At 41.6% G+C, this 21,601-nt stretch carries 24 protein-coding genes; 7 read left to right on the plus strand and 17 right to left on the minus strand.

All coding sequences use genetic code 11. From position 1 onward, the window contains the following. Window positions 1-45: 45 nt before the first annotated feature. Window positions 46-888: an ABC transporter permease gene (locus E2R53_RS08510; RefSeq protein WP_133311359.1), complete on the minus strand. Its 843-nt coding sequence runs from the start codon at window positions 886-888 to the stop codon at window positions 46-48. Next, a complete protein-coding gene (locus E2R53_RS08515; RefSeq protein ID WP_133311360.1) occupies window positions 881-2,086 on the minus strand; it encodes a quaternary amine ABC transporter ATP-binding protein in 1,206 nt (401 codons plus the stop codon). Before E2R53_RS08515 ends, E2R53_RS08510 begins: the two co-directional genes overlap by 8 nt. Window positions 2,087-2,313: 227 nt before the next feature. Between E2R53_RS08515 and E2R53_RS08520 the strand changes: the two genes are divergently transcribed. Further along, window positions 2,314-3,186 carry a glycine betaine ABC transporter substrate-binding protein gene (locus tag E2R53_RS08520; protein ID WP_133311361.1) on the plus strand — a complete coding sequence of 291 codons (873 nt, stop codon included), beginning with the start codon at window positions 2,314-2,316 and terminating at the stop codon, window positions 3,184-3,186. A gap of 54 nt (window positions 3,187-3,240) precedes the next feature. On the opposite strand, the gene E2R53_RS08525 is transcribed toward E2R53_RS08520, so the two are convergent. Continuing rightward, window positions 3,241-4,860, minus strand: a complete 1,620-nt coding sequence (locus E2R53_RS08525; RefSeq protein ID WP_133311362.1) for an ABC-F family ATP-binding cassette domain-containing protein — start codon at window positions 4,858-4,860, stop codon at window positions 3,241-3,243. A 195-nt stretch (window positions 4,861-5,055) separates the two neighbouring features. On the opposite strand from E2R53_RS08525, the gene E2R53_RS08530 reads away from it, so the two are divergent. Then, complete coding sequence (locus tag E2R53_RS08530; protein ID WP_133311363.1) at window positions 5,056-5,316, plus strand: hypothetical protein; 261 nt, start codon at window positions 5,056-5,058, stop codon at window positions 5,314-5,316. Between the two features lie 143 nt (window positions 5,317-5,459). On the opposite strand, the gene E2R53_RS08535 is transcribed toward E2R53_RS08530, so the two are convergent. The 3 genes from E2R53_RS08535 to lepB all read right to left on the minus strand — a co-directional run bounded on the left by E2R53_RS08535 (window position 5,460) and on the right by lepB (window position 7,466). Continuing rightward, on the minus strand, window positions 5,460-5,855 hold the full coding sequence (locus E2R53_RS08535) for a DUF1499 domain-containing protein (protein ID WP_133311364.1): 396 nt from the start codon (window positions 5,853-5,855) through the stop codon (window positions 5,460-5,462). Window positions 5,856-5,912: 57 nt separating this feature from the next. Further along, a complete protein-coding gene (locus tag E2R53_RS08540) occupies window positions 5,913-6,851 on the minus strand; it encodes a DUF4349 domain-containing protein (protein WP_286166117.1) in 939 nt (312 codons plus the stop codon). 69 nt (window positions 6,852-6,920) lie between these two features. Next, entirely contained in the window at window positions 6,921-7,466 is a 546-nt protein-coding gene (lepB, locus tag E2R53_RS08545) for a signal peptidase I (protein WP_133311365.1), read from the minus strand. A 206-nt stretch (window positions 7,467-7,672) separates the two neighbouring features. Between lepB and E2R53_RS08550 the strand changes: the two genes are divergently transcribed. After that, window positions 7,673-8,311 carry a LysE family transporter gene (locus tag E2R53_RS08550; protein ID WP_133311366.1) on the plus strand — a complete coding sequence of 213 codons (639 nt, stop codon included), beginning with the start codon at window positions 7,673-7,675 and terminating at the stop codon, window positions 8,309-8,311. On the opposite strand, the gene E2R53_RS08555 is transcribed toward E2R53_RS08550, so the two are convergent. The 11 genes from E2R53_RS08555 to E2R53_RS08605 form a co-directional block, all read right to left on the minus strand. Then, the gene (locus E2R53_RS08555; RefSeq protein WP_165970929.1) at window positions 8,279-9,583 is read right to left on the minus strand and encodes an alanine/glycine:cation symporter family protein; all 1,305 of its coding nucleotides are present in this window, start codon (window positions 9,581-9,583) and stop codon (window positions 8,279-8,281) included. The genes E2R53_RS08550 and E2R53_RS08555 overlap by 33 nt on opposite strands. A 161-nt stretch (window positions 9,584-9,744) precedes the next feature. Continuing rightward, on the minus strand, window positions 9,745-10,353 hold the full coding sequence (locus E2R53_RS08560; protein ID WP_133311368.1) for a YdcF family protein: 609 nt from the start codon (window positions 10,351-10,353) through the stop codon (window positions 9,745-9,747). 244 nt (window positions 10,354-10,597) lie between these two features. Then, entirely contained in the window at window positions 10,598-11,791 is a 1,194-nt protein-coding gene (locus E2R53_RS08565) for an ABC transporter permease (protein ID WP_133311369.1), read from the minus strand. Continuing rightward, window positions 11,788-12,474 (minus strand): ABC transporter ATP-binding protein, encoded by a 687-nt coding sequence (locus tag E2R53_RS08570; RefSeq protein ID WP_133311370.1) that lies wholly within the window; start codon window positions 12,472-12,474, stop codon window positions 11,788-11,790. Before E2R53_RS08570 ends, E2R53_RS08565 begins: the two co-directional genes overlap by 4 nt. Continuing rightward, complete coding sequence (locus E2R53_RS08575) at window positions 12,471-13,598, minus strand: efflux RND transporter periplasmic adaptor subunit (protein WP_133311371.1); 1,128 nt, start codon at window positions 13,596-13,598, stop codon at window positions 12,471-12,473. The genes E2R53_RS08570 and E2R53_RS08575 overlap by 4 nt, the downstream gene beginning before the upstream one ends. Beyond that, window positions 13,595-14,284, minus strand: a complete 690-nt coding sequence (locus tag E2R53_RS08580; protein ID WP_133311372.1) for a Yip1 family protein — start codon at window positions 14,282-14,284, stop codon at window positions 13,595-13,597. Before E2R53_RS08580 ends, E2R53_RS08575 begins: the two co-directional genes overlap by 4 nt. Before the next feature lie 425 nt (window positions 14,285-14,709). After that, complete coding sequence (locus E2R53_RS08585; protein WP_133311373.1) at window positions 14,710-16,530, minus strand: ABC transporter ATP-binding protein; 1,821 nt, start codon at window positions 16,528-16,530, stop codon at window positions 14,710-14,712. 9 nt (window positions 16,531-16,539) lie between these two features. After that, a complete protein-coding gene (locus tag E2R53_RS08590; protein WP_133311374.1) occupies window positions 16,540-18,294 on the minus strand; it encodes an ABC transporter ATP-binding protein in 1,755 nt (584 codons plus the stop codon). A gap of 226 nt (window positions 18,295-18,520) precedes the next feature. Next, window positions 18,521-19,069 carry a flavodoxin family protein gene (locus E2R53_RS08595; RefSeq protein WP_133311375.1) on the minus strand — a complete coding sequence of 183 codons (549 nt, stop codon included), beginning with the start codon at window positions 19,067-19,069 and terminating at the stop codon, window positions 18,521-18,523. A gap of 13 nt (window positions 19,070-19,082) precedes the next feature. Further along, a complete protein-coding gene (locus tag E2R53_RS08600) occupies window positions 19,083-19,670 on the minus strand; it encodes a GrpB family protein (protein ID WP_165970930.1) in 588 nt (195 codons plus the stop codon). Next, a complete protein-coding gene (locus tag E2R53_RS08605; protein ID WP_133311377.1) occupies window positions 19,660-19,830 on the minus strand; it encodes a DUF6440 family protein in 171 nt (56 codons plus the stop codon). The genes E2R53_RS08600 and E2R53_RS08605 overlap by 11 nt, the downstream gene beginning before the upstream one ends. 250 nt (window positions 19,831-20,080) lie before the next feature. On the opposite strand from E2R53_RS08605, the gene E2R53_RS08610 reads away from it, so the two are divergent. The 4 genes from E2R53_RS08610 to E2R53_RS08625 all read left to right on the plus strand — a co-directional run bounded on the left by E2R53_RS08610 (window position 20,081) and on the right by E2R53_RS08625 (window position 21,599). After that, window positions 20,081-20,296, plus strand: a complete 216-nt coding sequence (locus tag E2R53_RS08610; RefSeq protein WP_133311378.1) for a hypothetical protein — start codon at window positions 20,081-20,083, stop codon at window positions 20,294-20,296. Beyond that, window positions 20,296-20,556, plus strand: a complete 261-nt coding sequence (locus tag E2R53_RS08615) for an Hsp20/alpha crystallin family protein (protein WP_165970931.1) — start codon at window positions 20,296-20,298, stop codon at window positions 20,554-20,556. Before E2R53_RS08610 ends, E2R53_RS08615 begins: the two co-directional genes overlap by 1 nt. 41 nt (window positions 20,557-20,597) lie before the next feature. Further along, complete coding sequence (locus E2R53_RS08620; RefSeq protein ID WP_133311380.1) at window positions 20,598-21,005, plus strand: hypothetical protein; 408 nt, start codon at window positions 20,598-20,600, stop codon at window positions 21,003-21,005. 183 nt (window positions 21,006-21,188) lie between these two features. Further along, on the plus strand, window positions 21,189-21,599 hold the full coding sequence (locus E2R53_RS08625; RefSeq protein WP_133311381.1) for a VOC family protein: 411 nt from the start codon (window positions 21,189-21,191) through the stop codon (window positions 21,597-21,599). The last annotated feature ends 2 nt before the right edge of the window (window positions 21,600-21,601 follow it).

Below are 21,601 nucleotides of genomic sequence, written 5' to 3' on the forward strand. Positions count from 1 at the left end.
TAAGAAAAGACAAAAAATCCTGCTCGGAATAAGCAGGATTTCTTGTTAACCTTCTTTTTTCTTTGTCCCAAGATGTTGAGTAATGCGGTCTAAAATAATGGCAAGGATGACAATGGCGATACCCGCTTCAAATCCGCGTCCGACCTCAATCCTTGTAACAGCTCTGTAAACATCCACTCCAAGCCCAGGAGCGCCTACAAGTGATGCAATAACGACCATTGAGAGCGCAAGCATGATGCTTTGATTGATTCCCGCCATAATGGTTTTAGTGGCAAGCGGAAGTTCAACCTTTATAAGTTTCTGCATGGTAGTCGATCCAAATGCATTGGCTGCTTCAACCAGATCTTCAGGAACCTGGCGAATCCCAAGGTTTGTCAGTCTGATAGTCGGCGGCATAGCGAAGATAACAGAAGCTATAATCCCTGGAACGACTCCAATGCCAAAGAAAAGAATCGCGGGAATTAAGTAAACAAATGCAGGCATTGTCTGCATTAGATCCAGGATTGGCGTCATAATTTTTGAAAATGTTTCATTCTGCGAAGCAATAATCCCAATCGGCACTCCAATGATAATCGAAATAATAACGGAGGTTAAGACAAGTGACAGGGTATCAATCGTCTGTTCCCAATAGCCAAGGTTAACAATAAACAGCAGTCCGACAAAAGCTAAAACCGGCAATGACCAGCTTCGGCTCACATACCATGCTATGCCTGTTACAATCAAAATCAGCAATAAAGCAGGTATAGCCATTAATCCGTATACAATTAGATCGGTAAAGCCTTCAATCCCGTCTGAAAGCCAGCCGAAAAAACCTTCAAACGTTTCATTTAAATAGGTGACAAATCCATCAACCCATCTGCCGACTGGAATTTTAGGAATGTTATTCATGGATCGTCACCTCTTTTTTTTCTTTTCCCGCAAGAGCCTGAATCACTTTCTCGCGTTTAATAATTCCCTTAATTCTCATGTTTTCATCTACTACCGGCAATGGATACTTGCTCGATGCCATTTTTTCATATAGATCATCGAGTACGGTATCCATCGTCACAAACGGAATATCTTTTACAACATATGTTTCTGTCGGGACATCTTCCTGAATCGCTTTAACGGCGTCATCAGCTGATATAAGTCCCATCAGTGTTTGTTTTTTATCGACCGTATAGACACTTGAATATCCCGCATCTCTCATAAGCTTGAGCGCAACACGCGGGCCTCTGTCAAGCAGGATCGTTTCCGCACGGCTCATAATCGAGCCTGCCGTAATGACTTTAGATAAATTGACGTCTTCAACAAATCGTTCCACATATTCGTCAGCAGGATTGGTCATGATTTCTTCCGGAGTTCCAATTTGAACAATCGATCCGTCTTTCATTAGGGCGATGCGGTCTCCAATCCTAAGAGCCTCATCAAGGTCATGAGTTATAAAGATAATCGTTTTCTCCATTTTTTCCTGAAGCTCAAGCAATTCATCCTGCATGTCCTTGCGAATAAGAGGATCGAGGGCACTGAATGCCTCATCCATTAAGAGAACATCAGGTGCATTGGCCAAAGCCCGCGCAAGTCCCACACGCTGCTGCATCCCTCCGCTTAGCTCGCTTGGATAGCTGTCCATATATCCTGTTAACCCTACAAGCTCCAATGATTCTTTGGCAAGCTCGTGTCTTTCTTTCTTGTCCATTCCCTGTACTTCTAGTCCATATTCCACATTCTCGACGACAGTACGATGAGGAAACAGGGCAAAGCGCTGGAAAACCATGCTCATTTTTTTTCGGCGCATTTCCCTTAAGGATTCGCCTTTTAGCTTCATAATATCTTCATTATCAATGTAAATATGGCCTGATGTAGGATTAATCAGCTTATTTAACAGTCTTACAAGTGTAGACTTCCCGCTTCCTGACAGTCCCATGATGACAAAAATTTCACCTGCATAAACTTCAAAGGTTGCCTGGTTAACTCCTACAGTCATCCCTGTTTCCTTTAAAATCTCTGCTTTTGATTTGCCTTTTTTCAGCAAATCTACACCCTTTTGCGGGTTTTTTCCGAATACTTTTGTAATCTCATTCACTTTAAGCTTCACTTTTCTCAAGTACAAAACACCTCTCACTCACGACTTCTATTGTTTCAGTTTTCACATCATAAAAATAAAATATGTAATTTTCCCGCTCTAATAGGAAGAATATATGATGGACGGCTTCAAAAACGGAACTGTTATCTTTACCCCCTCTAACAGAAATTGAAACAAATTAAATGTTTCCAATACATTTTTATAGGGAATAACATACTTGTTACATAAAACGGCTGGAGGTTTTACTGGTGAAAAAAAGCTTTTACGCAATAACAATGGCAATCTTATTTTGTTTTGTTTTATCTTCATGCACTCCTGGAAATACGGATAAAAAAATTAAGATCGGCATGGTAAACTGGATTGATAACATTTCCACTGCTTATTTGTGGAAGCTGATTCTTGAGGAAAAAGGATATGACGTTGAAATCATTGAGCTTGAAAAAATCGCACTTTGGACAGGTCTTTCCAGGGGAGATATTGATGTGACCGGACAAGTTTGGCTCCCGCTTACCGACAAACCGCTCTATGATAAGTTTAAAAAAGACGTTGAAATCGGAGAGCCATGGTTTGAAGGGACACGACTTGGACTTGCAGTGCCCCAGTATATGAAGGATGTTAACAGCATCGAAGACTTGAACTCTAAAAAAGCTGAATACAATGGTGAAATCATCGGGATCGATCCAGGCTCAAGCTTGATGCAGCTGACAACAAAAGCGAAGCAGGAGTATGGCCTTGACTATGAGCTTGTTGAATCTTCCGAGGCTGCCATGCTGACAGAATTTAAAAAAGCATACAAAAAGAAAGAACCAATTGTTGTTACACTGTGGAGCCCTCACTGGGTTTTCGCTGATTACGGCATTAAATACCTGGAAGACCCTAAAAATGTGTACGGTGCTCCTGATAAAATTCATTCAATGTCAAGAATCGGATTTACGGAAGAACATCCTGAGATTGTGAAATGGATGTCAGATTGGAAAATGAATGATAAACAATTAAATTCTCTGATTAAATATGTTCAGGAAGAATCCCTGACACAAGAACCTGATGCCTATGAAAAAGGCGCAGAAAAGTGGATAAAGAAGAACAAAGATCTTGTCGACAGCTGGATCGAGGAAAAATAAAAAACCGCCGATTGGCGGTTTTTTGTATGAATGACGAAATGCGCGATTCCGTTTTTATGCATACATAGTTTGAATCTGCTTTTGAACATCCTCATTTTCAAGGTACTCATCATACGACATTTGTTTGTCAATCACGCCATTTGGTGTAACCTCAATGATGCGGTTTGCAATCGTTTGAACAAACTGATGGTCATGTGATGTGAAGATCATTGCACCCTTGAATGCGATTAATCCGTTATTTAAGGCTGTAATTGATTCTAAGTCTAAATGGTTCGTAGGCTCATCTAACAGCAGAATGTTTGAGCTTGAGAGCATCATTTTAGACAGCATGCAGCGGACTTTTTCTCCACCGGATAAGACACTTGCTTTTTTAAGAACTTCTTCACCCGAGAAGAGCATTCTTCCGAGGAACCCGCGCAGGAAGCTTTCGCTTTGATCGTTCGGCGAGTATTGGCGAAGCCAGTCAACAAGGTTTGATTCAACGCCTTCGAAGAATTCGCTGTTGTCTTTAGGGAAATAAGCTTGAGAAGTGGTTACTCCCCATTTGAATGTTCCGCTGTCTGCTTCCATTTCGCCCATTAGAATTTTAAAGAGAGTCGTAATCGCGATTTCATCACGGCCGACAAGGGCAATTTTATCTTCTTTGTTCATAATGAAGCTAACATTATCAAGAACTTTTACCCCGTCGATTGTTTTTGAGATGCCGTCAACGCGGAGAACATCGTTGCCTATTTCACGCTCAGGTGTAAAGCCGACCCAAGGATAGCGGCGTGAAGATGGTCTGATATCATCAAGGGAAATTTTATCAAGCAATTTCTTTCTTGATGTAGCCTGCTTCGATTTCGAAGCATTTGCACTGAAACGCGCAATAAACGCTTGAAGTTCTTTGATTTTCTCTTCTTTTTTCTTGTTTGCATCAGATGCCATGCGGCTTGCAAGCTGGCTTGATTCATACCAGAAATCATAGTTTCCGACATAAACCTGAATTTTCCCGTAATCGAGGTCCGCAATATGCGTACAAACTTTGTTAAGGAAGTGACGGTCATGGGATACAACAATAACGGTATTTTCAAAGTTGATCAGGAATTCTTCAAGCCACTGAATCGCTTTGATGTCCAAGTGGTTCGTAGGCTCATCGAGAAGAAGAACGTCCGGCTTGCCGAACAAGGCTTGAGCAAGCAATACTTTCACTTTGTCTCCGCCTGTTAAGTCTGCCATTTTCTTGTCATGAAGCTCATCGGTGATGCCAAGCCCTTTTAATAGAATGGCAGCTTCACTCTCAGCTTCCCACCCGTTAAGTTCGGCAAATTCGCCTTCAAGCTCAGCTGCACGCATGCCGTCTTCATCTGAAAAATCAGCTTTCATGTAGATGGCATCTTTCTCCTGCATCACTTCATAAAGGCGGGCATGGCCCATAATAACAACTTTCATCACTTCATAGTCTTCATATTCAAAGTGATTTTGTTTAAGAACTGCGAGACGTTCGCCAGGTCCTAAGCTGACGTTTCCTGTCTGTGCTTCAATCTCGCCTGAGAGAATCTTAATAAAAGTAGATTTCCCTGCACCGTTTGCTCCAATTAAACCATAGCAGTTGCCAGGGGTGAATTTTATGTTAACATCTTCAAAAAGTTTGCGGTCACCATATCGTAATCCAACATTGCTTACTGTAATCATTAAAGTTAGTCCTCCATCTATACATAATCTACAAAATTATAACACGAACTGGCGAAAAAAAATAATAAATGAAGGTTTGCCGTGAAAATAAACGGGGCATTTATGTAAAGTCCATCTAATGTTCACATTCCAAACGTTTTGAACGGTGCATTTTTATGGTAGGATTATGTGTATTACATCCCGGAGGTTATCCCATTGAAATTACTTACACTTCTAGAATACTCTCTCTATATTCTATTTACCGGACTGTTCCTTGCTTTTACAGGGTTTCAGACGAGCAATGTCACTTTTTTTATCGGCCTTGTCGTCATCTATCTCATCGTCCACTATTTCAGCAAAAAAATCTTAACTAAATATGGAAAAATAGATGCGAAGGTATCTTTTGGAAAGTCCATTCTTGGCATTATCGGAGCGGTTTTTGTCACGATGCTCGTCTTGACGCTGATATACACATAAGAAAAGCGCAGGCATGACAGCCAACAGAAAAGTCGCTTTTTGCCAATACTTTCGGAGCCGTTCTGGCCGAGGAGCCTGAGCGATTCCGCTCGCCACCGAAGCGCAAAATTTTATCCTTTCTTATCTCTTAAAAACAGACATCCTCATCGGATGTCTGTTTTTTCGATTCTGCGCGTTTCTCTGCCGAATCGATCTCTTATTTCCTCCATACGTTTTCGATTGACGCCAAAATCGTAATAGCCGATCCGTGATGCTGACCTGAAATGAATCTTCTTTTCTCTCGCTTCGAGGAAAAACTCCACATCATCCTTAAATTTCAAGACTTTCGATCTAAACACAGCATGCAGGCGATTATTGCTTTGCTCAGCAATTTCCGCATGCTCCATTGAGTGAAGAGCATTTCTTAGATGATTCATTGCTGCGCTTGCATCACATTTAAAAGAAATCGGTTCCATTTGGTGGTAGCTAGAAGTATTTACTGTTGATACACAATTTTTTTTCGACTTAGAGCAAGCTTTTATATTCATAGTATCCTTCATATTTGCATCCCGCCTTTTTCTTCTTTTTCCCAATCATGGAAAAAAGAAAACCGGAGATTATTCTCCCATATCAGTTGGAGGCGCTGAATTGCCTTTATTCATGTATTTTTTAATTCCAAGCCACAGCGCAAAACAGATTAAAAATAAAACGAGCAGAACAGGAAGATTTCCAGCTGTAAAGACAATTAGAGCAGAACCGGCTGCAAGCAGGGAGTTCAAGCTTTCCATGAACTGTTTTTTCGTTTTATCCCATGTATTCAAATCTTTATTTTCAAGTCCCGGCACAGTAACCTTATCCTCTGAGATCTGCATCGTAATCGTTGCGAAAGAAGTTTGGTTTTTTAAGTAATTGATTCTGCCAGTAATCTGTTCCATTTCCTCTTGAACGGCACTTAAATCGGAGGATATTTTCAGCAGATCCTCTGTTTTTTGAGCATCTTTCATAAAGCTTAGAAGACGTTCCTCTACGGCATTTTTCGCTTTAAGCCTTGATTCTAAGTCTACGTATTCCTCTGTTACATCCTGGCCTGTGACTGTCTGCTGATTCACTTTTACGCTTCCCTTTTCAACCGTTTTTAAGAAGCTCTGAAATTTATCCTGCGGCACCTTGACTGTCAGGGATCCTTCTTTCGGCATATCATCGTCGTTTGTATAGGTGTTTGATTCAATGACATATCCCCCTAATGAGGCAATGGTACTTTGAAAAGAAGAAACAGCTTCATTAAAGTTTTTCACTCTAATAGACAGATCAGCCGTATAAATGACTTTTCGGTTCTCAGGTGCAGAAGGGACAGCTTTGTTTTCAGGTGAAGATATTTCTGCTTTGTCAGCCTGCCCGCCTTCTGAATTCATGGTCATATCAGAGTCTGCCATCTCTTTTGCAGATTCCCCTCCTGAGCTTTCCGCACTTTTATCTGATCCGCTTTCTGAACTGCTGCACGCTGCACTAAATAATGCGAGAAATAGGATAACGATGATCGTTCCCATCTTTTTCATTTTCAACACACTCCCCTTTTATATAATCGATTAGACGAGCGTGTTTTCCATTCCGTTACATCTTTAGCATTATTTTGTTTTTCTTATTTTTTCAAATGGAAAGAATACAAATTCTGCCTTTCCGGCTATGCGGTCCTTTGAAATGAATCCAAGACCATTCCTCGAATCCATGCTGTCTGTCCGGTTATCTCCCATGACAAAAACGTCATGTTTCGGAACAATGAGAAGTTCAAAATCATCCATCAGAAACATCCCATGTTTTTCCGCCTTCTTTTCATTTGAAAGCAAATACGGCTCCTCAAGCTGCTTTCCATTTATTTTCAGCTTATGACCTTTAACCTCCACTGTATCGCCAGGAAGCCCAATGACTCTTTTCACATAATGAACACCCTTTTCATCACCTTCTATGATGACGATATCTCCCCGCTTCACTTCACCGATCATAGATTTGTTCACAAACAGGCGATCACCGTCATGGAGAGTTGGATCCATCGATGATCCTTCAACTAAATATGGTTCAAATAGAAATAGACGGATGATCAAAGCCAGTCCCACTGCAAGCAAAACCGCCTTGCCCCATTCCAGTAATGAGTGTGACTTCCGTTTTTTTGACATATCAGATCCCTCGTTTGCCGGAAATTTTTCTCCTTAAATAGTTAACCGCAGACGATTCAAAACCCTTTTTCCACAAGCAAAAAAGAAAACAGTACACACCTATCCGTTTTTTCAATTTATTGCAGCTTAGAAGAAATTATGATCAAGAAATACCCCCTGTCCGAATACACTTAATGGACAAGGAATCGAAAGGCAGATGAATCTGGATGGAAAGCTTATTCTTTATCGTGAAACCGATTGTGCTTGGTATAAGTCTGGCTGCACCAATAGGTCCGATTAAATTGGAGATGATCAAGAGAGGCATCATGGGAGGTTTTTGGCCTGCGATGCTAGTAGGAATCGGAGCCATCACAGTCGATATGATCTTAATGTTCGGCATCTTTCTAGGGCTTGTGACATTTCTTGAAAGCACGGTGTTTTCTGCAATCTTAAGCGCTGTCGGAAGCTATCTTTTAGCGAAGCTCGGCATTAACAGTATTCTCCGCTCGCTGTCTGCAGAAAAAATGTTAAAGTCAGATGATGAAAAAAAGATCGGTGCGGGATCCTATTGGACTGGCTTTTTCATTGCTCTCGGCAACCCGTTTATTTTTATTTTCTGGCTCGGGGTTTATGGCTCTGCGCTGACAAGCCTCGGCCCGCATCATACATTTCTCTATTTGCTGATCTACAGTTTGCTGATCATAGCGGGTGTTACTCTATGGAATTTAAATATCGCACTGACGGTTCATTTTATCCGGGATTATATTAAAGATAGAATGCTAAAAGCCATTACCTTCGCTGCAGGTGTTATCTTACTTGGTTTCAGTATAAAATTATTCATTCAAATGGTTGGATTTATTACGTGAATGTTCGAGCAGGGCTTTTTTGACAGCCGGACTCAGTTTTATGACAGCTAGAATATTCGGTATGACAATCAAAATAAGGAAGAAATCAAGCAGTGTCCAGACAAGCTTTACGCTGCATACAGCCCCGGCAAGAATCGCGGATAAATAAAAGAGGCGAACTGCAGGCATTTTTGTTTTTGGTCTAAGGAACTCCATTTGTTTTTCCCCGTAATAGATCATGATCATAATTGTCGAAAGAACAAATAAGGTAAGGAAAAAAGAAAGCATGTGCGCCGCTGCCCTTTCAGGAATAAGAGTTGCAAAGGCATAAGCGACCAGCGATGATACCTCCTGCTCACTGTGCTCTTTCCAAACCCCGGAACAGAGCACGGTCAGTCCAGTAAGGGTACAAATGACAAGAGTATCCACGATGACCGCAAGCATTCCCCAATAGGCTTGTGTGAGCGGTTTTTTTACATCTGTGGCAGAGTGAGCGATAGCTGATGTACCAAGTCCAGCTTCACTTGAATAAAGTCCTCTTGATAAACCCCATCTAAGAGTACCTGCAATGGCAGCACCAGGGAAAAGTCCCAGTGCCGCAGACGGAGTAAACGCATGGACAAAAATTTCTTTAAATATAGCCCGCAGCTCAGCTGTATGACTTAAAATGACCCAAAAAGTTGCTGCTATGTAAAGTCCGGCCATTAAAGGAACGAAAACACTCATGACCCGGCTGATACGTTTCATTCCGCCGAAGACTACGAGAGCCGTTACAATCATTAATGCCACCCCGGTTATTAATTTCGGCATCCCTGCTGAATGCCCCAAGGAAACGGAAACTGCATTTGACTGCACCATAATACTTACAAATAATTGAAGAAATAAAATCAGGGCATAGCAAAAAGCAAGCTTCTTCCACTTCAGCCCATTTCTCATATAATAAGCCGGTCCGCCCACCCATTCACCTGATTGGTTTTTCTCTTTATACATTTGTCCGAGCATGATTTCAGTGATCATCGTTGCCATCCCGATCAATGCCACAATCCACATCCAAAAAAGCACTCCCGGACCTCCAAAATAAATGGCCAGAGGAATTCCGATAATATTATTTGCACCGATTGTACCGCCGAGTGCAGAAGAAAATGCTGCAAAAGGTGTAATTTGCCCGACCGTTTTGTTTTTGGTGAAAACAGATCCGATGGTTTCTTTAAGCATCTCACGAAAGATCCGGAATTGAATAAACCTTAAACGAATGGTTAAAAAAAGGCCTCCGCCAAGCAAAACAATGATCATAGGATAGCCCCAAAGCCATTCACACACTCTAGTAAACAAAGCAACCACACTCTTCTCTTTGAACTTAACACTTTGAGTAGTTTGTGCTTCTATAAGACATTCCATGTTAATGCATTAAAAAAAGAGGATTCATCTAAACGACGATCCTCTTTTTTCTCTAATTATTCAAATAGTGCCGTTACCAGATATCCAGCATAAAAAAGCACTTCTTTTGTATATACAGGCAATTTCGTTTCCAACGTTTGATACGCTGAAGTCGCAGTAGGTGAAGAATAAGCATTCATCCCAAGCTGTTTTGCAAGAAGGAAAGACCTCTTCATATGATAAGGATCGCTTACGATCGTGTATGAATTCAATCCTGCTTTTTTCCCTGCTTCATATGCGTTCTTCAGATTATCTTCTGTCAGTCTTGAGCTTGTCTCAAGTAAAATATCTGATTCTTTCACACCGTGCTTGACCGCGTAGTTTTTACCGACAACCGCTTCAGGCAAATCCGTTTTGATCGCTTTGCCTCCTGTAAAGATAATCTTATCAACGTCGTCCTTTTTATATAGCTTGATTGCATGGTTGATCCGTTCTTTAAAGACGGGTGAAGGATTCTCTCCCCATGCAGCAGCTCCGAGCACTATGGCTGCATCGGTCTTCACGGTTTCCTGCTTATTGCCGAAATGCCAGATGCTGACCGAAGAATAGACCATCAGCAAAAGAACGGCAAGCATGACCGTTTTAAAAAGAAATGCGGCAATTTTTCCAAGTTTCATTGTAATCATTCCAATCTCATCTGCACATAAAATACCTATACCCTTTTTACCATCATCACCAGCATGGGGCAAGAGTTTTTTTATGAGAAATGAGGAATCGGCTGTTCTGACAGCTTCTATGATCCTATATCTAATTACATCCGATTACAGCCTAAGCAGTCCTGTTTCATGCGAAGAGACTTCACAGTGGAATTTGAATATTAATGTGAGCAGTCTAAATAAGCTCATCTAAATAGATGAGCTTACCTTATCCTTATTCATACCGAAGAGCATCAATCGGATCAAGCCGTGCTGCTTTGTTTGCAGGCAGCATCCCAAAGATGACGCCGATGATCATGGAGAATCCGAGTCCGCCGAGTACAACCTGCCACGAAACAAGCGATGGCCAGCCTGCAAAAACGGAGACAAGCGACGCCCCTCCGGCCCCAAGCAGGATCCCGATGATTCCTCCAATCAATGTCAGAGTAATAGACTCAATTAAAAATTGAGTGAGTATTTGTCTTTTCGTCGCACCAAGCGCCTTTCTGATGCCGATTTCCCGTGTTCTTTCAGTGACGGAAACAAGCATGATATTCATGACCCCGATGCCGCCGACAAAGAGCGATATCCCTGCAATGGACCCGATGATTAATGTCATAATTCTTGTTACCTGTCCGATCCCTTCAGCGATTTCTTCCATATTGAAAACTTGATAAGCATCCTCTTTATCATGTTTCTGATTCAAGAGCGCGGTTGCTTTTTTTCCCGCTTCCTGAAGTTCTTCTGCACTTTCTGCCTGAAGAGTTACCTGATTAAAATCAGATTTGCCGAAGGAAGCACGATAGGTATTGGAAGGCAGGTAAATTTCCATGGATCCAAAAGAAAAAAGACCAGTCGGCTTTTCAAGCACACCGACAATCTCAAACGGCTGTCCATTAACCCAGATTACTTCACCAATAGGGTTTGTCTCTTTAAATAACTCCTTTTTCGTCTCCTGACTGATAACGCCAGCACGGCGGCCGCCGATAAAGTCGCCTTCAACAAGATTTCTTCCAGACTCAATTTTCAGTTCGTTCACTTCAATGTAAGCTTGATTAATACCAAAAATGGAAGTATCCGCTGTCTCTTCCCTGTACCTGGCAGGCATGAATTCCGAGCTTGAAGCCACTACTTTAGAGACTTCTGGGATACCGGATAAATCATCTATATCCGACTGCGTAAAGGCTGTTTCCATATAAGCATTGGGATTGGATTGCATTTCTTCATCACTTGGCTGGTAAAACACTTCAATCGTGTTGCTTGAACCGGTAAATTGCGATTTCAGCATTTGCTCTCCGCCCTGTCCGATAGCCACAACAAGTATGACAGATGCAACACCAATAATAATCCCAAGCATTGTTAAAATTGACCTCAGCTTATGAGCAAGAACAGAAGCGAACGCCATCCGCAGGTTTTCCATTATGCTCATGCGTTTCTCCTTTCTGCCCCATGAGCCTGAATTTCCCCGTCTCTTACCATGATGATGCGCTTCGTGCAGTCCGCTACTTCCTGTTCATGTGTGACAATGATCACTGTTGTCCCCTCAAGATTAAGAGCTGCAAATTGTTCCATAATGGAGACGCTAGTCTTTGTATCCAGAGCACCTGTAGGCTCATCTGCAAGGATAAGACGGGGCTTGTTGACGATGGAACGGGCTATAGCTACACGCTGTTTTTGCCCGCCTGAAAGTTCATTCGGGAGATGGTTCATCCGGTCTGCAAGCCCGACTTTCTCAAGTGCCAGCATCGCCCGTTCTTCCCGCTCTTTTTTCTTTACCCCTGCATAGACCATTGGAAGCTCTACATTTCTTAACGCCGTCAGTCTCGGCAGCAGCTGAAACTGCTGAAAGACAAAACCGATGGAGAGGTTCCTCACTTTAGCGAGATCAGTGTCCTGATAGGCGGCAACGTCTTCGCCATCGAGAAAATAATGTCCGTTTGTCGGACGGTCCAAGCAGCCGATAATATTCATTAGCGTCGATTTCCCTGAACCTGATGGGCCCATTATGGAAATGAATTCGCCTTCTTCGATGGTTAAATGGATGTCTTTTAAAACGTCGAATGATTCTTTTCCGACTTTGTAGCTTTTCGTAATGCCGGAAAGCTGGATCATTTAACCGTCACTTCCGTCCCGCTCTGAAGATCGTCTTTCGGCTTTGAAACAATCGCATCATCTGCTGTTAATCCACTTTTAACTTCCATATAATCAGATGAAGCTGTTCCAATTTCAATCGTCTTTTTCTTCGTTTTGCCATCCATAACGGTATAGACAAAATAGTCTTCGCCATCCTGTTTTACAGCATCAACAGGCACCGTCTCCACGCTGCGCTTTTCCGTTTCAATTTCCATGATCAGTTTAAAGCCGGGTTTTGCCTTCATTTCGCTGCCCTCAATGGATACCTCTACCGGATATTGTACAGCCGCATTTTCCGTACCAATTGAATTTTGCGAAGCTTCAGGAAGCAGTCCGATTTTGCTGACTTTCCCTTTCCACTTTACGTCAGGGACAACATCCGAACTTAAGGTAACAGGCTGTCCAACTGCCACTTTTAAAGAATCATATTCAGACAGCACTCCGCTGACAATAAATTGATCAGTTTTTGCAATATGTATAACTGCTTTTATGCCGCCCTGTTCTGCTGCTTGTTCAGGATTTTCATCAATGGTCATGACAATGCCTGCCATGTCGCTTTTCACTTCGAGAGCACTAAGCTGTTTTTCTATCGTTTCTTTTTGCAGCAAAAGCTGGCGAAGTTCGATATCAGCCATCTTTTGCTCCATTTTCAGCTGATCACGCTCTGCATCAATTGTTTTTTCAGCTTCCTCTTCTCCAACTTGTTTGCTTAAATCTTTTTCTTTTTCGTTGAGATCGTCCAGCTGATTTTCAAGCTGATTGATTTTAAGATAACTAGATTCGATGGAAAGAGCATTTTGTTCTTTTTCTAGAGAAAACTGCTGATTTTCATAGCGGAGGAGGGGAGTTCCCTCTTTCACGGCATCTCCCTCTTTTACTAGAATTTCAGCAATGTCCCCTTTTTCCGGATCTTGATAAATATACTGTTCATTTTGGAATTTCAGTGTACCCAGGACCATCACATTTGAAGCAATTTCCTGCTGAGAAAGCTTCACTGTACGGACGGTTACTTCCTCTTTGCTCATCGCACGATAGACGTTTACACCCACTAGCAAAGCGATGATTGAAACGACACCGATTGAAATCCAGATTTTTTTCTTCATGCTGCAGGGAACATCCCTTCAAGCACGCCTCCTGCAGCTGCCAGCACTGCACCGATGACGAAGAAAATGATCGCAATTGTCCAGGCTGCTGCTTTTGATAAGCCTGCAACGCGCTGAAGTCCGATTGCCGTTAGAACCGTTCCCCAAATCGTGAAAACTTCAAACGTCATGAGCAGTCCGCCCAGGCCGCCTTCAGCACCGACAATGCTGTTCAAGCTTGTGTAAGGATTGATATAATTTTCTTCTTTTACTAAAAAGGCAATAAGTCCGTTTAAAAGCGTTCCGATTGATGTGACAAATGCAATGTAAATCGTCATGGAAAGAATTTGTTTAAATTTAACGGCAGACCCAACCATTTTCGTAAACGCAAGTGTGATGGCAGCCATAATAATAAGAACGATAATACTGCCAATTCCACCGACTACGATGCTGACTGCGCCCATGATTGTTCCAACCATAGCGGCTTCTTCTGATGTTAGATCACCTGTAAGTTCAGGAGCATTTACAAATGATAAGAAAGTACCTATTAAAACCATCAATGTAACAAGGAGAAAACCAACAAGCACTTTAGGTTTTTGACGAATGCGGTCAAATTGCTCTCCCGGGTTCATGATCATGCCGAATAAAGACGGTTTAGGCGGCTCTGGTGAGTTTCCTTCAACTGCAGGATTTGTTTGCTGTTCCATATCCAATTACCTCCACTTTTTATATGTTCTGTAAGTAATACGATTGTCATAACAATAGGTTTCATCATTTCTATCATTCTTAGAAACTATTTTATATTGAAACAATAAAAAGAGCTGTCCAGAAAGTCTGTTTTCGCAAAAAAATGTTGTTTTCGATTTTAAATGTTGTCCGTTCCTTTCCGTTCCAGGAACTTGCTTTCCGCGGGGAGCGTAGAAGCTTCATCGGCAAGCCTGCGTGGTCTCCCATTTCGCTCTATTTCCCGCAGGAGTCAAGTTCCTTCCGCTGCAATCCACTTAAGATTTTTAACATGCAGTCTAAAAACAACAAAGTTTACGAAAAGAACATACAGAAAAAAGCAGAGAGGAAATAACATTTGTTTTTCCTCTCTGCTTCATTTTAGAGACTTATTGGACAATCCCTGCGTTTACCCTGCATCAAGCATTCTGAATTGAGCTTTTACAAGCTCAAAATAGATTCCCTGCTGCTTCATAAGCTCTTCGTGATTTCCCTGCTCCATAATATTCCCATGATCGAGTACAATAATATTGTCCGCCTCGCGAATCGTCGATAAGCGATGGGCAATCATAATGGCGGTTCTGCCTTTTAAAAGCGTTTTTAGGGCCTGCTGGATTTTCACTTCTGATTCTGTATCAATACTTGCGGTTGCTTCATCCAAAATTAATATTTTCGGATCGGCAAGTATGGCTCTTGCAAACGAAAGAAGCTGTCTTTCCCCAACAGACAGCACGTTTCCGCGTTCTTCGACCTCTGTCTCATAGCCATTTACAAGATCTTTAATAAATTCATCTGCCCCGACTGCTTCAGCAGCAGCGATGACTTCCTCGTCTGCTGCATCCGGTCTGCCGAAACGGATGTTTTCCATGATTGTTCCAGAGAAGATAAAGGTATCCTGCAGAACGACGCTGATTTGCGACCGCAGGCTTCCGATTGATAAATCCCGGATGTTATAGCCGTCGATCTTTACCTCTCCTCCTGTTGCGTCGTAAAAGCGGCTGATTAAGTTTGCAATGGTGGTTTTTCCGGAACCGGTGTGTCCTACAAGTGCGACAGTCTGCCCGGATTCAATTTGAAGGGAAACTCCGTTTAATGCCTTGCGGTTCCCATCATATGAAAATTCCACTTTATCAAACTCGATATCCCCCTTCATATCTTGGAGAACGACCGGGTCATCGGTCTCTGAAACGATAGGCTTTTCATCTAAAAATTCGAAAATCCGTTCAGATGAGGCCATCCCCATCAGCAGCTGATTATACACTTGACCAAGTCTTGAAATCGGCTCCCAGAACATTCCGAGGTAAAAAGCAAAGGAAACAAACTCTCCAATGGTAATCGAGCCATTTGCAATTAATGAAGCACCAAACCAAATAAGAATGGCAGTGCCTATTGCATTTGTCATTTCAACAAATGGACGGAAGACAGCATTCTTTTGGGTCGCATCCTGCCAGCTGCTGAAGTTTTCCGTATTGATGCCGTCAAAGAACTGAATATTCTCCTTTTCCTGCGTGTAAGCTTGAGTAACCCGAATGCCCTGTATGCTTTCATTCAAATGAGAATTCAGCATAGACTGCTTCAGGCGGACGGTCTGCCATGATCTCCGGATTTTCTTGCGCAGGCTTGTTGAGATAAAAAACATAATCGGCAGGATAATCATAATAGCAAGGGCAAGCGGCGGACTGATCGTAAACAGGATGACAATAACCCCGATAAGCAAAAGGAAATCCATTAATAGATTGATAACCCCGCTTGTAAAAAGCTCCTGCAGAGAGTTAATGTCATTCATGATCCGGACGAGAATCGATCCCGCTGACCGGGAATCAAAAAAACGGTGGGACAGAGATTGAACATGTGTAAACAAATGCTTGCGCAAATCATAGATGACATTTTGCCCTAGCATGTTCATCCATCTGATCCTGAGCGTATTGGCCACATATGAAACGAGGTAAAGTCCAAAAATGGACCCTACAAGCACCCACAGCAAATCCAGGTCTTTCTGAACGATTGCTTTATCAAGCGTGTATACCCCGATTAAAATTGGCACAATTAAACGGACAATGGTCGTCATAATTACGGTAAGAAAAGATAGAGGCAAGAGGTTTTTCGAATACGGCTTAATGTACCCCATTAACCTCCCCATCTGTTTCCAGTTAAAAGGCTTTTCAATAATTTGATCCGTAGAATAGTAGAATCTCTGCTTAATTAAATCCTGCTTTTCTTTCTTTGGCATCTATTTCACCTACCCTGCGTTTGACTGTACAACAGCTTTTTGGTCTTTATATTGAATGTCATAAATTCGTTTGTAAGGGCCGCCTGTATGAAGCAGCTGCTCATGTGTTCCTCTTTCGGCAACCTCGCCATCCTGTAGCACGATGATTTCATCGGCATGTTTTAATGAAGAAATCCGGTGAGCGATAATAATCGTCGTTCGATCCTTCATGACGGCTTTTAAGTCTTTTTGGATACGGAACTCTGTGTCCATATCAACCGCACTCGTTGAATCATCCAAAATCAGAATGCTCGGATCCACGCAAATGGCGCGTGCAATGGAAATCCTCTGCTTTTGTCCCCCTGACAGACCCATGCCCCGTTCGCCAAGCATAGTGTCGTACCCTTCAGGAAGTTCCATAATAAATTCATGTGCCTGAGCGCGTTTGGCCGCATCGATGATTTCATCCATCGTGGCATTTGGTTTTCCATAAGCAATATTTGATTTAATCGTCGTTGAAAAAAGGAAAGATTCCTGCAGCACCACTCCGATGCTTCCTCGCAGGGATTTTAAAGAATGATCTTTAATATCCTTTCCGTCCAGCAGAATCTGGCCTGAGGTCGGCTCATAAAAACGCGTCATTAATTGTGTGACGGTTGTTTTTCCTGATCCCGTAGCCCCAATCAGCCCGACCGTTTTTCCAGGAGGCGCATCAAATGAAACATTTGTTAAAGCGGGAACATCTTCTTCATTGTATTTAAGCGAAACATTTTTAAATGTGACGTGACCTGATAATTTGTCTGCCGTCAAATCACGGTCTTCATCACTGATTTCTTCGTCCGCCTCTAAAATTTCGAGCAGCCGCTCGCCTGAAGCTTTGGACTGAGAAAACAGGTTGATCACAAATCCCAAGTTCATGATCGGCCACATGATATACCAGACAAGGCTGTAAAAAGCCACAAGCTCACCCGGCTTAAGACTGCCGTTAATGACCATGTATCCGCCGAAAGCAAGTAATGCAACGACGCAAATATTTCCGATGAACTCCATAAGCGGAAAATACTTCGCCCATACATTCGATGTATCTAAATATTTCTGTTTGTAATCGTTGTTTGATGAATTAAACTTTGATATTTCAAAGTCTTCTCTGGATAAAGATTTTACAGTATGAATGCCGCTGATATTTTCCTGAACATTCGTATTCAGTTTCCCAAATGATTTGCGGATGCCTCTGAATGCAGGGTGCACTCTTTTATCAAAACGATAGACGGCAACAGCGAGGAACGGCAAAGCTGCAATCGTGACGAATGTCAGCGGCACAGAGTAATAAAACATGACGCAGAGACTGATGACAATCAGAATAATGAAGCGAATCAGCTCCGCAATTCCGAATGACAGGAAAAAACGGAAGCCTTCCACATCCGCTGTGAGCCTTGACATCAAGTCTCCAGTTTTTGCATTGTCATAATAGCGAAAAGGGAGGCGCTGAAGTTTTTCATAAAGTTCATTTCTCATTCGGTAAACGGATTTAATTCCAAACATATCCCCTAAATACTGATGAAAATAAGTCGCTACTCCCTTTACGGTCATGATGCCGACAAACCCAAGCGCAATCCAGGGCACAAGTGAAAACTGTTCTTTCAGCACGACATCATCAATGGTAAACTGCAGCACCATCGGATACACAACGGTGATGACTGTCATAATCAGCAGAAAACCCATTGACCATAAGAAATCATTTTTGTAAGGCATATAAAAGGCCCTTAGTTTTTTGAATGTTTCCAATGAAATCCCTCCTTCGGCCTTTGCTTTTTTTCTTAAGCTTTCAAAATATTTACAACGTATTACTTAATATATCGGGTTTCGAAATATATTTCTAGTCATTTTACGCAATTTTTATAAAATTAATGCTAATTAATGAATTCAGACTCCTTCCTTATTATGAGCCTTCTCCGTCATAAGTCTGATAACTGAAAAAGCACGGAATCAAAGATCCATGCTTTAAAACATACTATCTATTTTTATGTTTCAGCGAGTCATTCATGACCTTTGCTTCAGAAATCGCTTTGGAATCTTTTTCAATATCTCCTGGTGCGTTTGCTTCGCCTACTACATATCCTTCAAATTTCATGCCAACAAAGTCAAAAATGTACTGAAACTGCTGAATGAGCGGAAGTGCCTTAATTTTAGGCGAGTCTCCCCCGGCAATAACTACATAAGCTTTCTTATCTTTTGTATTTTCTTTAAAAGAGATCCGTTCATCTCTCAGTGCCTGTGACCAGCGATCAAAGAAATCCTTCATAGAACCAGACATCCCGTACCAGTAGAGCGGGGTTACAAATACGACGGAATCTGCTTTTAGAAAAGTTTCAATAAGCTCAGTAAAATCATCTTCCACCGGCTGAAATCCATTTATATCATGGCGCTGATCTGTAATTGGTTTGATTGTCATTTCTCGAAGATGCACGGCTTTATGGTTAATATCTTTTAATAGATAGCTTGCTAATTTCTCCGAGTTGCCATATTCACGGCTGCTTCCATAGATGGCTAAAACGTTCATGCTGACACTTCCTTTATTTAGTGTGATTCCGTTTTGCTTTATTCAAAATCTGCAAGACACATTCCGTCTTTGAATCTGCATACTCATTTCCTGTTTTCCAGTCTTTCTTTGAAAGATCCTGCTTTACAGCCTCATACATCAGGCGATCTTCAGGATGCTCGCGGAGATGATCACGGAAAAGGAGATGATCCTCCCACCATTGATGAGTGACTGGCACTGTATGTATATGTGCTGTCCGGTGGTTATGCGGAATATTTACTTCTTCTTTTTCAATAACAGTTGGATAAAGCTGCAGGTACTCGTTTTTCACCCCAATAAAAAATCGCCTGAATGGCAGTGCATCGTTGTAAACCTTTTTATAAATATATGGTGAATCTTCTAAAGCAACTACTACTCGAGACAGCTCTTCAATGGAGGATACACCGATTAAAATATCAATGACCGGCTTGGCTGAAAGACCTTCAACCGAGGTGCTTCCGATATGTTCAATTTTAATGGAGGGATCATTAAGGGCTTTTTTCAGCCTTTCCTCGTGCAGGCGGAATTGCATGGTCCAATCCGGATTATATTCTGATAGATGGATTTTCATTTCATTTACCAAGCAATGGCTTTCCTTCGGCATCAACAAGCAAGGTAATTCCCACCCCGCCGCCGGAGATCGTCTGCAGATATTGAACCCCAGTTTCTGTATCCTTAATGACCCTTATTACATCGAGGGTCCCTTGTGACTGAGTTACTTCAAAGCGTTTATTTGCTGCCATCCAAATCACTCCTTGAGTATTTTCAGGTTTATAGTATCATATTTAGGTTTCAATCTTGGTTTTTTAACCAATTTTTAAGGTAGTAGATTTGCTTTTTCTTTTCAATGCTGTTTTTGCTTTTAGCTCCCAGCTGGATATCCGCCCATTTAATCGCTCCTGATTCATTCGCCCACCCATCCCATCCAAATATGCATATGATACCACTGTGTAGGAAGGTTAGGTTGCTAATAATTTTCAAGGAGATATGCATATGGCTAGCAGGCAGGAATTAATTGATGTAAATGATACGAGAAGACCGTTTGGCTTTGGACGTCCTTTCGGGTTCGGCTTGAATTTACAAACAAAAACCAAAATAATGACTTCTGGCAGCGGATTTTTGATCATCAGAAACCCGAGCAGTTTTTTGACACGGATGACTACAAACCCAATTATGATATTTACAGGAACGACACACATGTTTGTGTAGTGCTTGAACTGCCGGGAGTGGCAAAAGAAGATGTGAAGTTTTCATTAAAATCCCATGTAGACTTAATTGTGAACGGTGTAATAAGAGCACTCTATCCTATCGAAATGGAAGTTGAAAAACTGAGATACTATGGCGATTTTGAACGGGTCGTCCGTTTGCCGGAACCAACAGAAGCTCAGTTGATCAGCCTCCATTTTCAGCATGGCCTTGTCTATGTTACCTATCCGATTCAAGTTGGAGAGAATGTGAAACAGATATAAAATCTGCCATGTATCACAATTTCAAATAAGTGTGTGATAATATGCTATTTAATTATTTCAAGAAAAAGCTGCTGTCAAGTCTGATTGAGGAAACCCTTAATGAACGGGTCAAATTAATGAAAAAAGTGGATTTTTTAGAAAAGGAAGTAAGCAGTCTCGTCAAACAGCTTGCCAAGGAACAAGTAAAAGACGTCTTTCAGTCAGAATCCCGATCGATTATTATTGAAAATGTAACGATTGAAAACTTGAATATCGACAGTGCCGATTTAAGCAGCAATTTTGGCCAGCTCGGAATCAAGGAACTCAGCGGACAATTGAATATTGGGACAACGTACCACTCTAAGCACTCTGATAAATCAGCGAAAAAATTAAATGATTGGAACGATCAGACTGTGGATTCAAAGCCAAAAACAACGATTAGAAAAAGACAGGAAAACGCTAATGAATAGGGATATTTTAATAGGAATACAGAATATCCTTTTTCTCTACATAATGCTGTAACAAAGACAACGTGTTGTTTTGGTAATTTTATTTAGCTTCCTTCCTTTTTTCAATTTTTTTAAAGATAAAAAAATGGTAAGATGATATATATTAGCACCAAAAAATTTTTATTCAAGGAGTGATTATGTACTATGTCAGTAGACGTTTACCTTAATTTCAATGGCAATTGCCGGGAAGCAGTCGAGTTTTATGCAAAGGTTTTCAAGACTGAAGAACCTAAATTTATGACGTTCGGCGAAACACCGCAAAATCCCGAATACCCTCTGCCGGAGGAAGCGAAAAACTTGATCATGCATACAAGACTTTCTATTGATGGAAGCAATGTCATGTTTTCCGACACTTTTCCGGGGATGCCTTTTGTGGAAGGGAATAATATCACTCTTGCGTTGGTAAATAAGAACATCGAAGATCTGACTTCTATTTTTAATCAGCTTAAAGATGGCGGCACAGTCGTGATGGATCTTCAGGAAACATTCTGGAGCAAGCTTTATGGACAAGTCACAGATAAATTCGGCATTCATTGGCAGATTAATTACGAGTAAGG

Origin of the sequence: Peribacillus frigoritolerans, assembly GCF_004358755.1 — a bacterium.
Classification (GTDB): Bacteria; Bacillota; Bacilli; order Bacillales; family Bacillaceae; genus Bacillus_P.

Excerpts from the sequence above, each read along its gene's own strand:
- E2R53_RS08510 (WP_133311359.1), bottom strand. The coding sequence starts at position 888 with ATGAATAACATTCCTAAAATTCCAGTCGGCAGATGGGTTGATGGATTT.
- E2R53_RS08525 (WP_133311362.1), bottom strand. The coding sequence starts at position 4,860 with ATGATTACAGTAAGCAATGTTGGATTACGATATGGTGACCGCAAACTT.
- E2R53_RS08535 (WP_133311364.1), bottom strand. The coding sequence starts at position 5,855 with ATGAAGGATACTATGAATATAAAAGCTTGCTCTAAGTCGAAAAAAAAT.
- E2R53_RS08540 (WP_286166117.1), bottom strand. The coding sequence starts at position 6,851 with ATGAAAAAGATGGGAACGATCATCGTTATCCTATTTCTCGCATTATTT.
- lepB (WP_133311365.1), bottom strand. The coding sequence starts at position 7,466 with ATGTCAAAAAAACGGAAGTCACACTCATTACTGGAATGGGGCAAGGCG.
- E2R53_RS08550 (WP_133311366.1), top strand. The coding sequence starts at position 7,673 with ATGGAAAGCTTATTCTTTATCGTGAAACCGATTGTGCTTGGTATAAGT.
- E2R53_RS08555 (WP_165970929.1), bottom strand. The coding sequence starts at position 9,583 with ATGATCATTGTTTTGCTTGGCGGAGGCCTTTTTTTAACCATTCGTTTA.
- E2R53_RS08560 (WP_133311368.1), bottom strand. The coding sequence starts at position 10,353 with ATGATTACAATGAAACTTGGAAAAATTGCCGCATTTCTTTTTAAAACG.
- E2R53_RS08565 (WP_133311369.1), bottom strand. The coding sequence starts at position 11,791 with ATGAGCATAATGGAAAACCTGCGGATGGCGTTCGCTTCTGTTCTTGCT.
- E2R53_RS08570 (WP_133311370.1), bottom strand. The coding sequence starts at position 12,474 with ATGATCCAGCTTTCCGGCATTACGAAAAGCTACAAAGTCGGAAAAGAA.
- E2R53_RS08575 (WP_133311371.1), bottom strand. The coding sequence starts at position 13,598 with ATGAAGAAAAAAATCTGGATTTCAATCGGTGTCGTTTCAATCATCGCT.
- E2R53_RS08580 (WP_133311372.1), bottom strand. The coding sequence starts at position 14,284 with ATGGAACAGCAAACAAATCCTGCAGTTGAAGGAAACTCACCAGAGCCG.
- E2R53_RS08585 (WP_133311373.1), bottom strand. The coding sequence starts at position 16,530 with ATGCCAAAGAAAGAAAAGCAGGATTTAATTAAGCAGAGATTCTACTAT.
- E2R53_RS08595 (WP_133311375.1), bottom strand. The coding sequence starts at position 19,069 with ATGAACGTTTTAGCCATCTATGGAAGCAGCCGTGAATATGGCAACTCG.
- E2R53_RS08605 (WP_133311377.1), bottom strand. The coding sequence starts at position 19,830 with ATGGCAGCAAATAAACGCTTTGAAGTAACTCAGTCACAAGGGACCCTC.
- E2R53_RS08610 (WP_133311378.1), top strand. The coding sequence starts at position 20,081 with ATGGCTAGCAGGCAGGAATTAATTGATGTAAATGATACGAGAAGACCG.
- E2R53_RS08620 (WP_133311380.1), top strand. The coding sequence starts at position 20,598 with ATGCTATTTAATTATTTCAAGAAAAAGCTGCTGTCAAGTCTGATTGAG.
- E2R53_RS08625 (WP_133311381.1), top strand. The coding sequence starts at position 21,189 with ATGTCAGTAGACGTTTACCTTAATTTCAATGGCAATTGCCGGGAAGCA.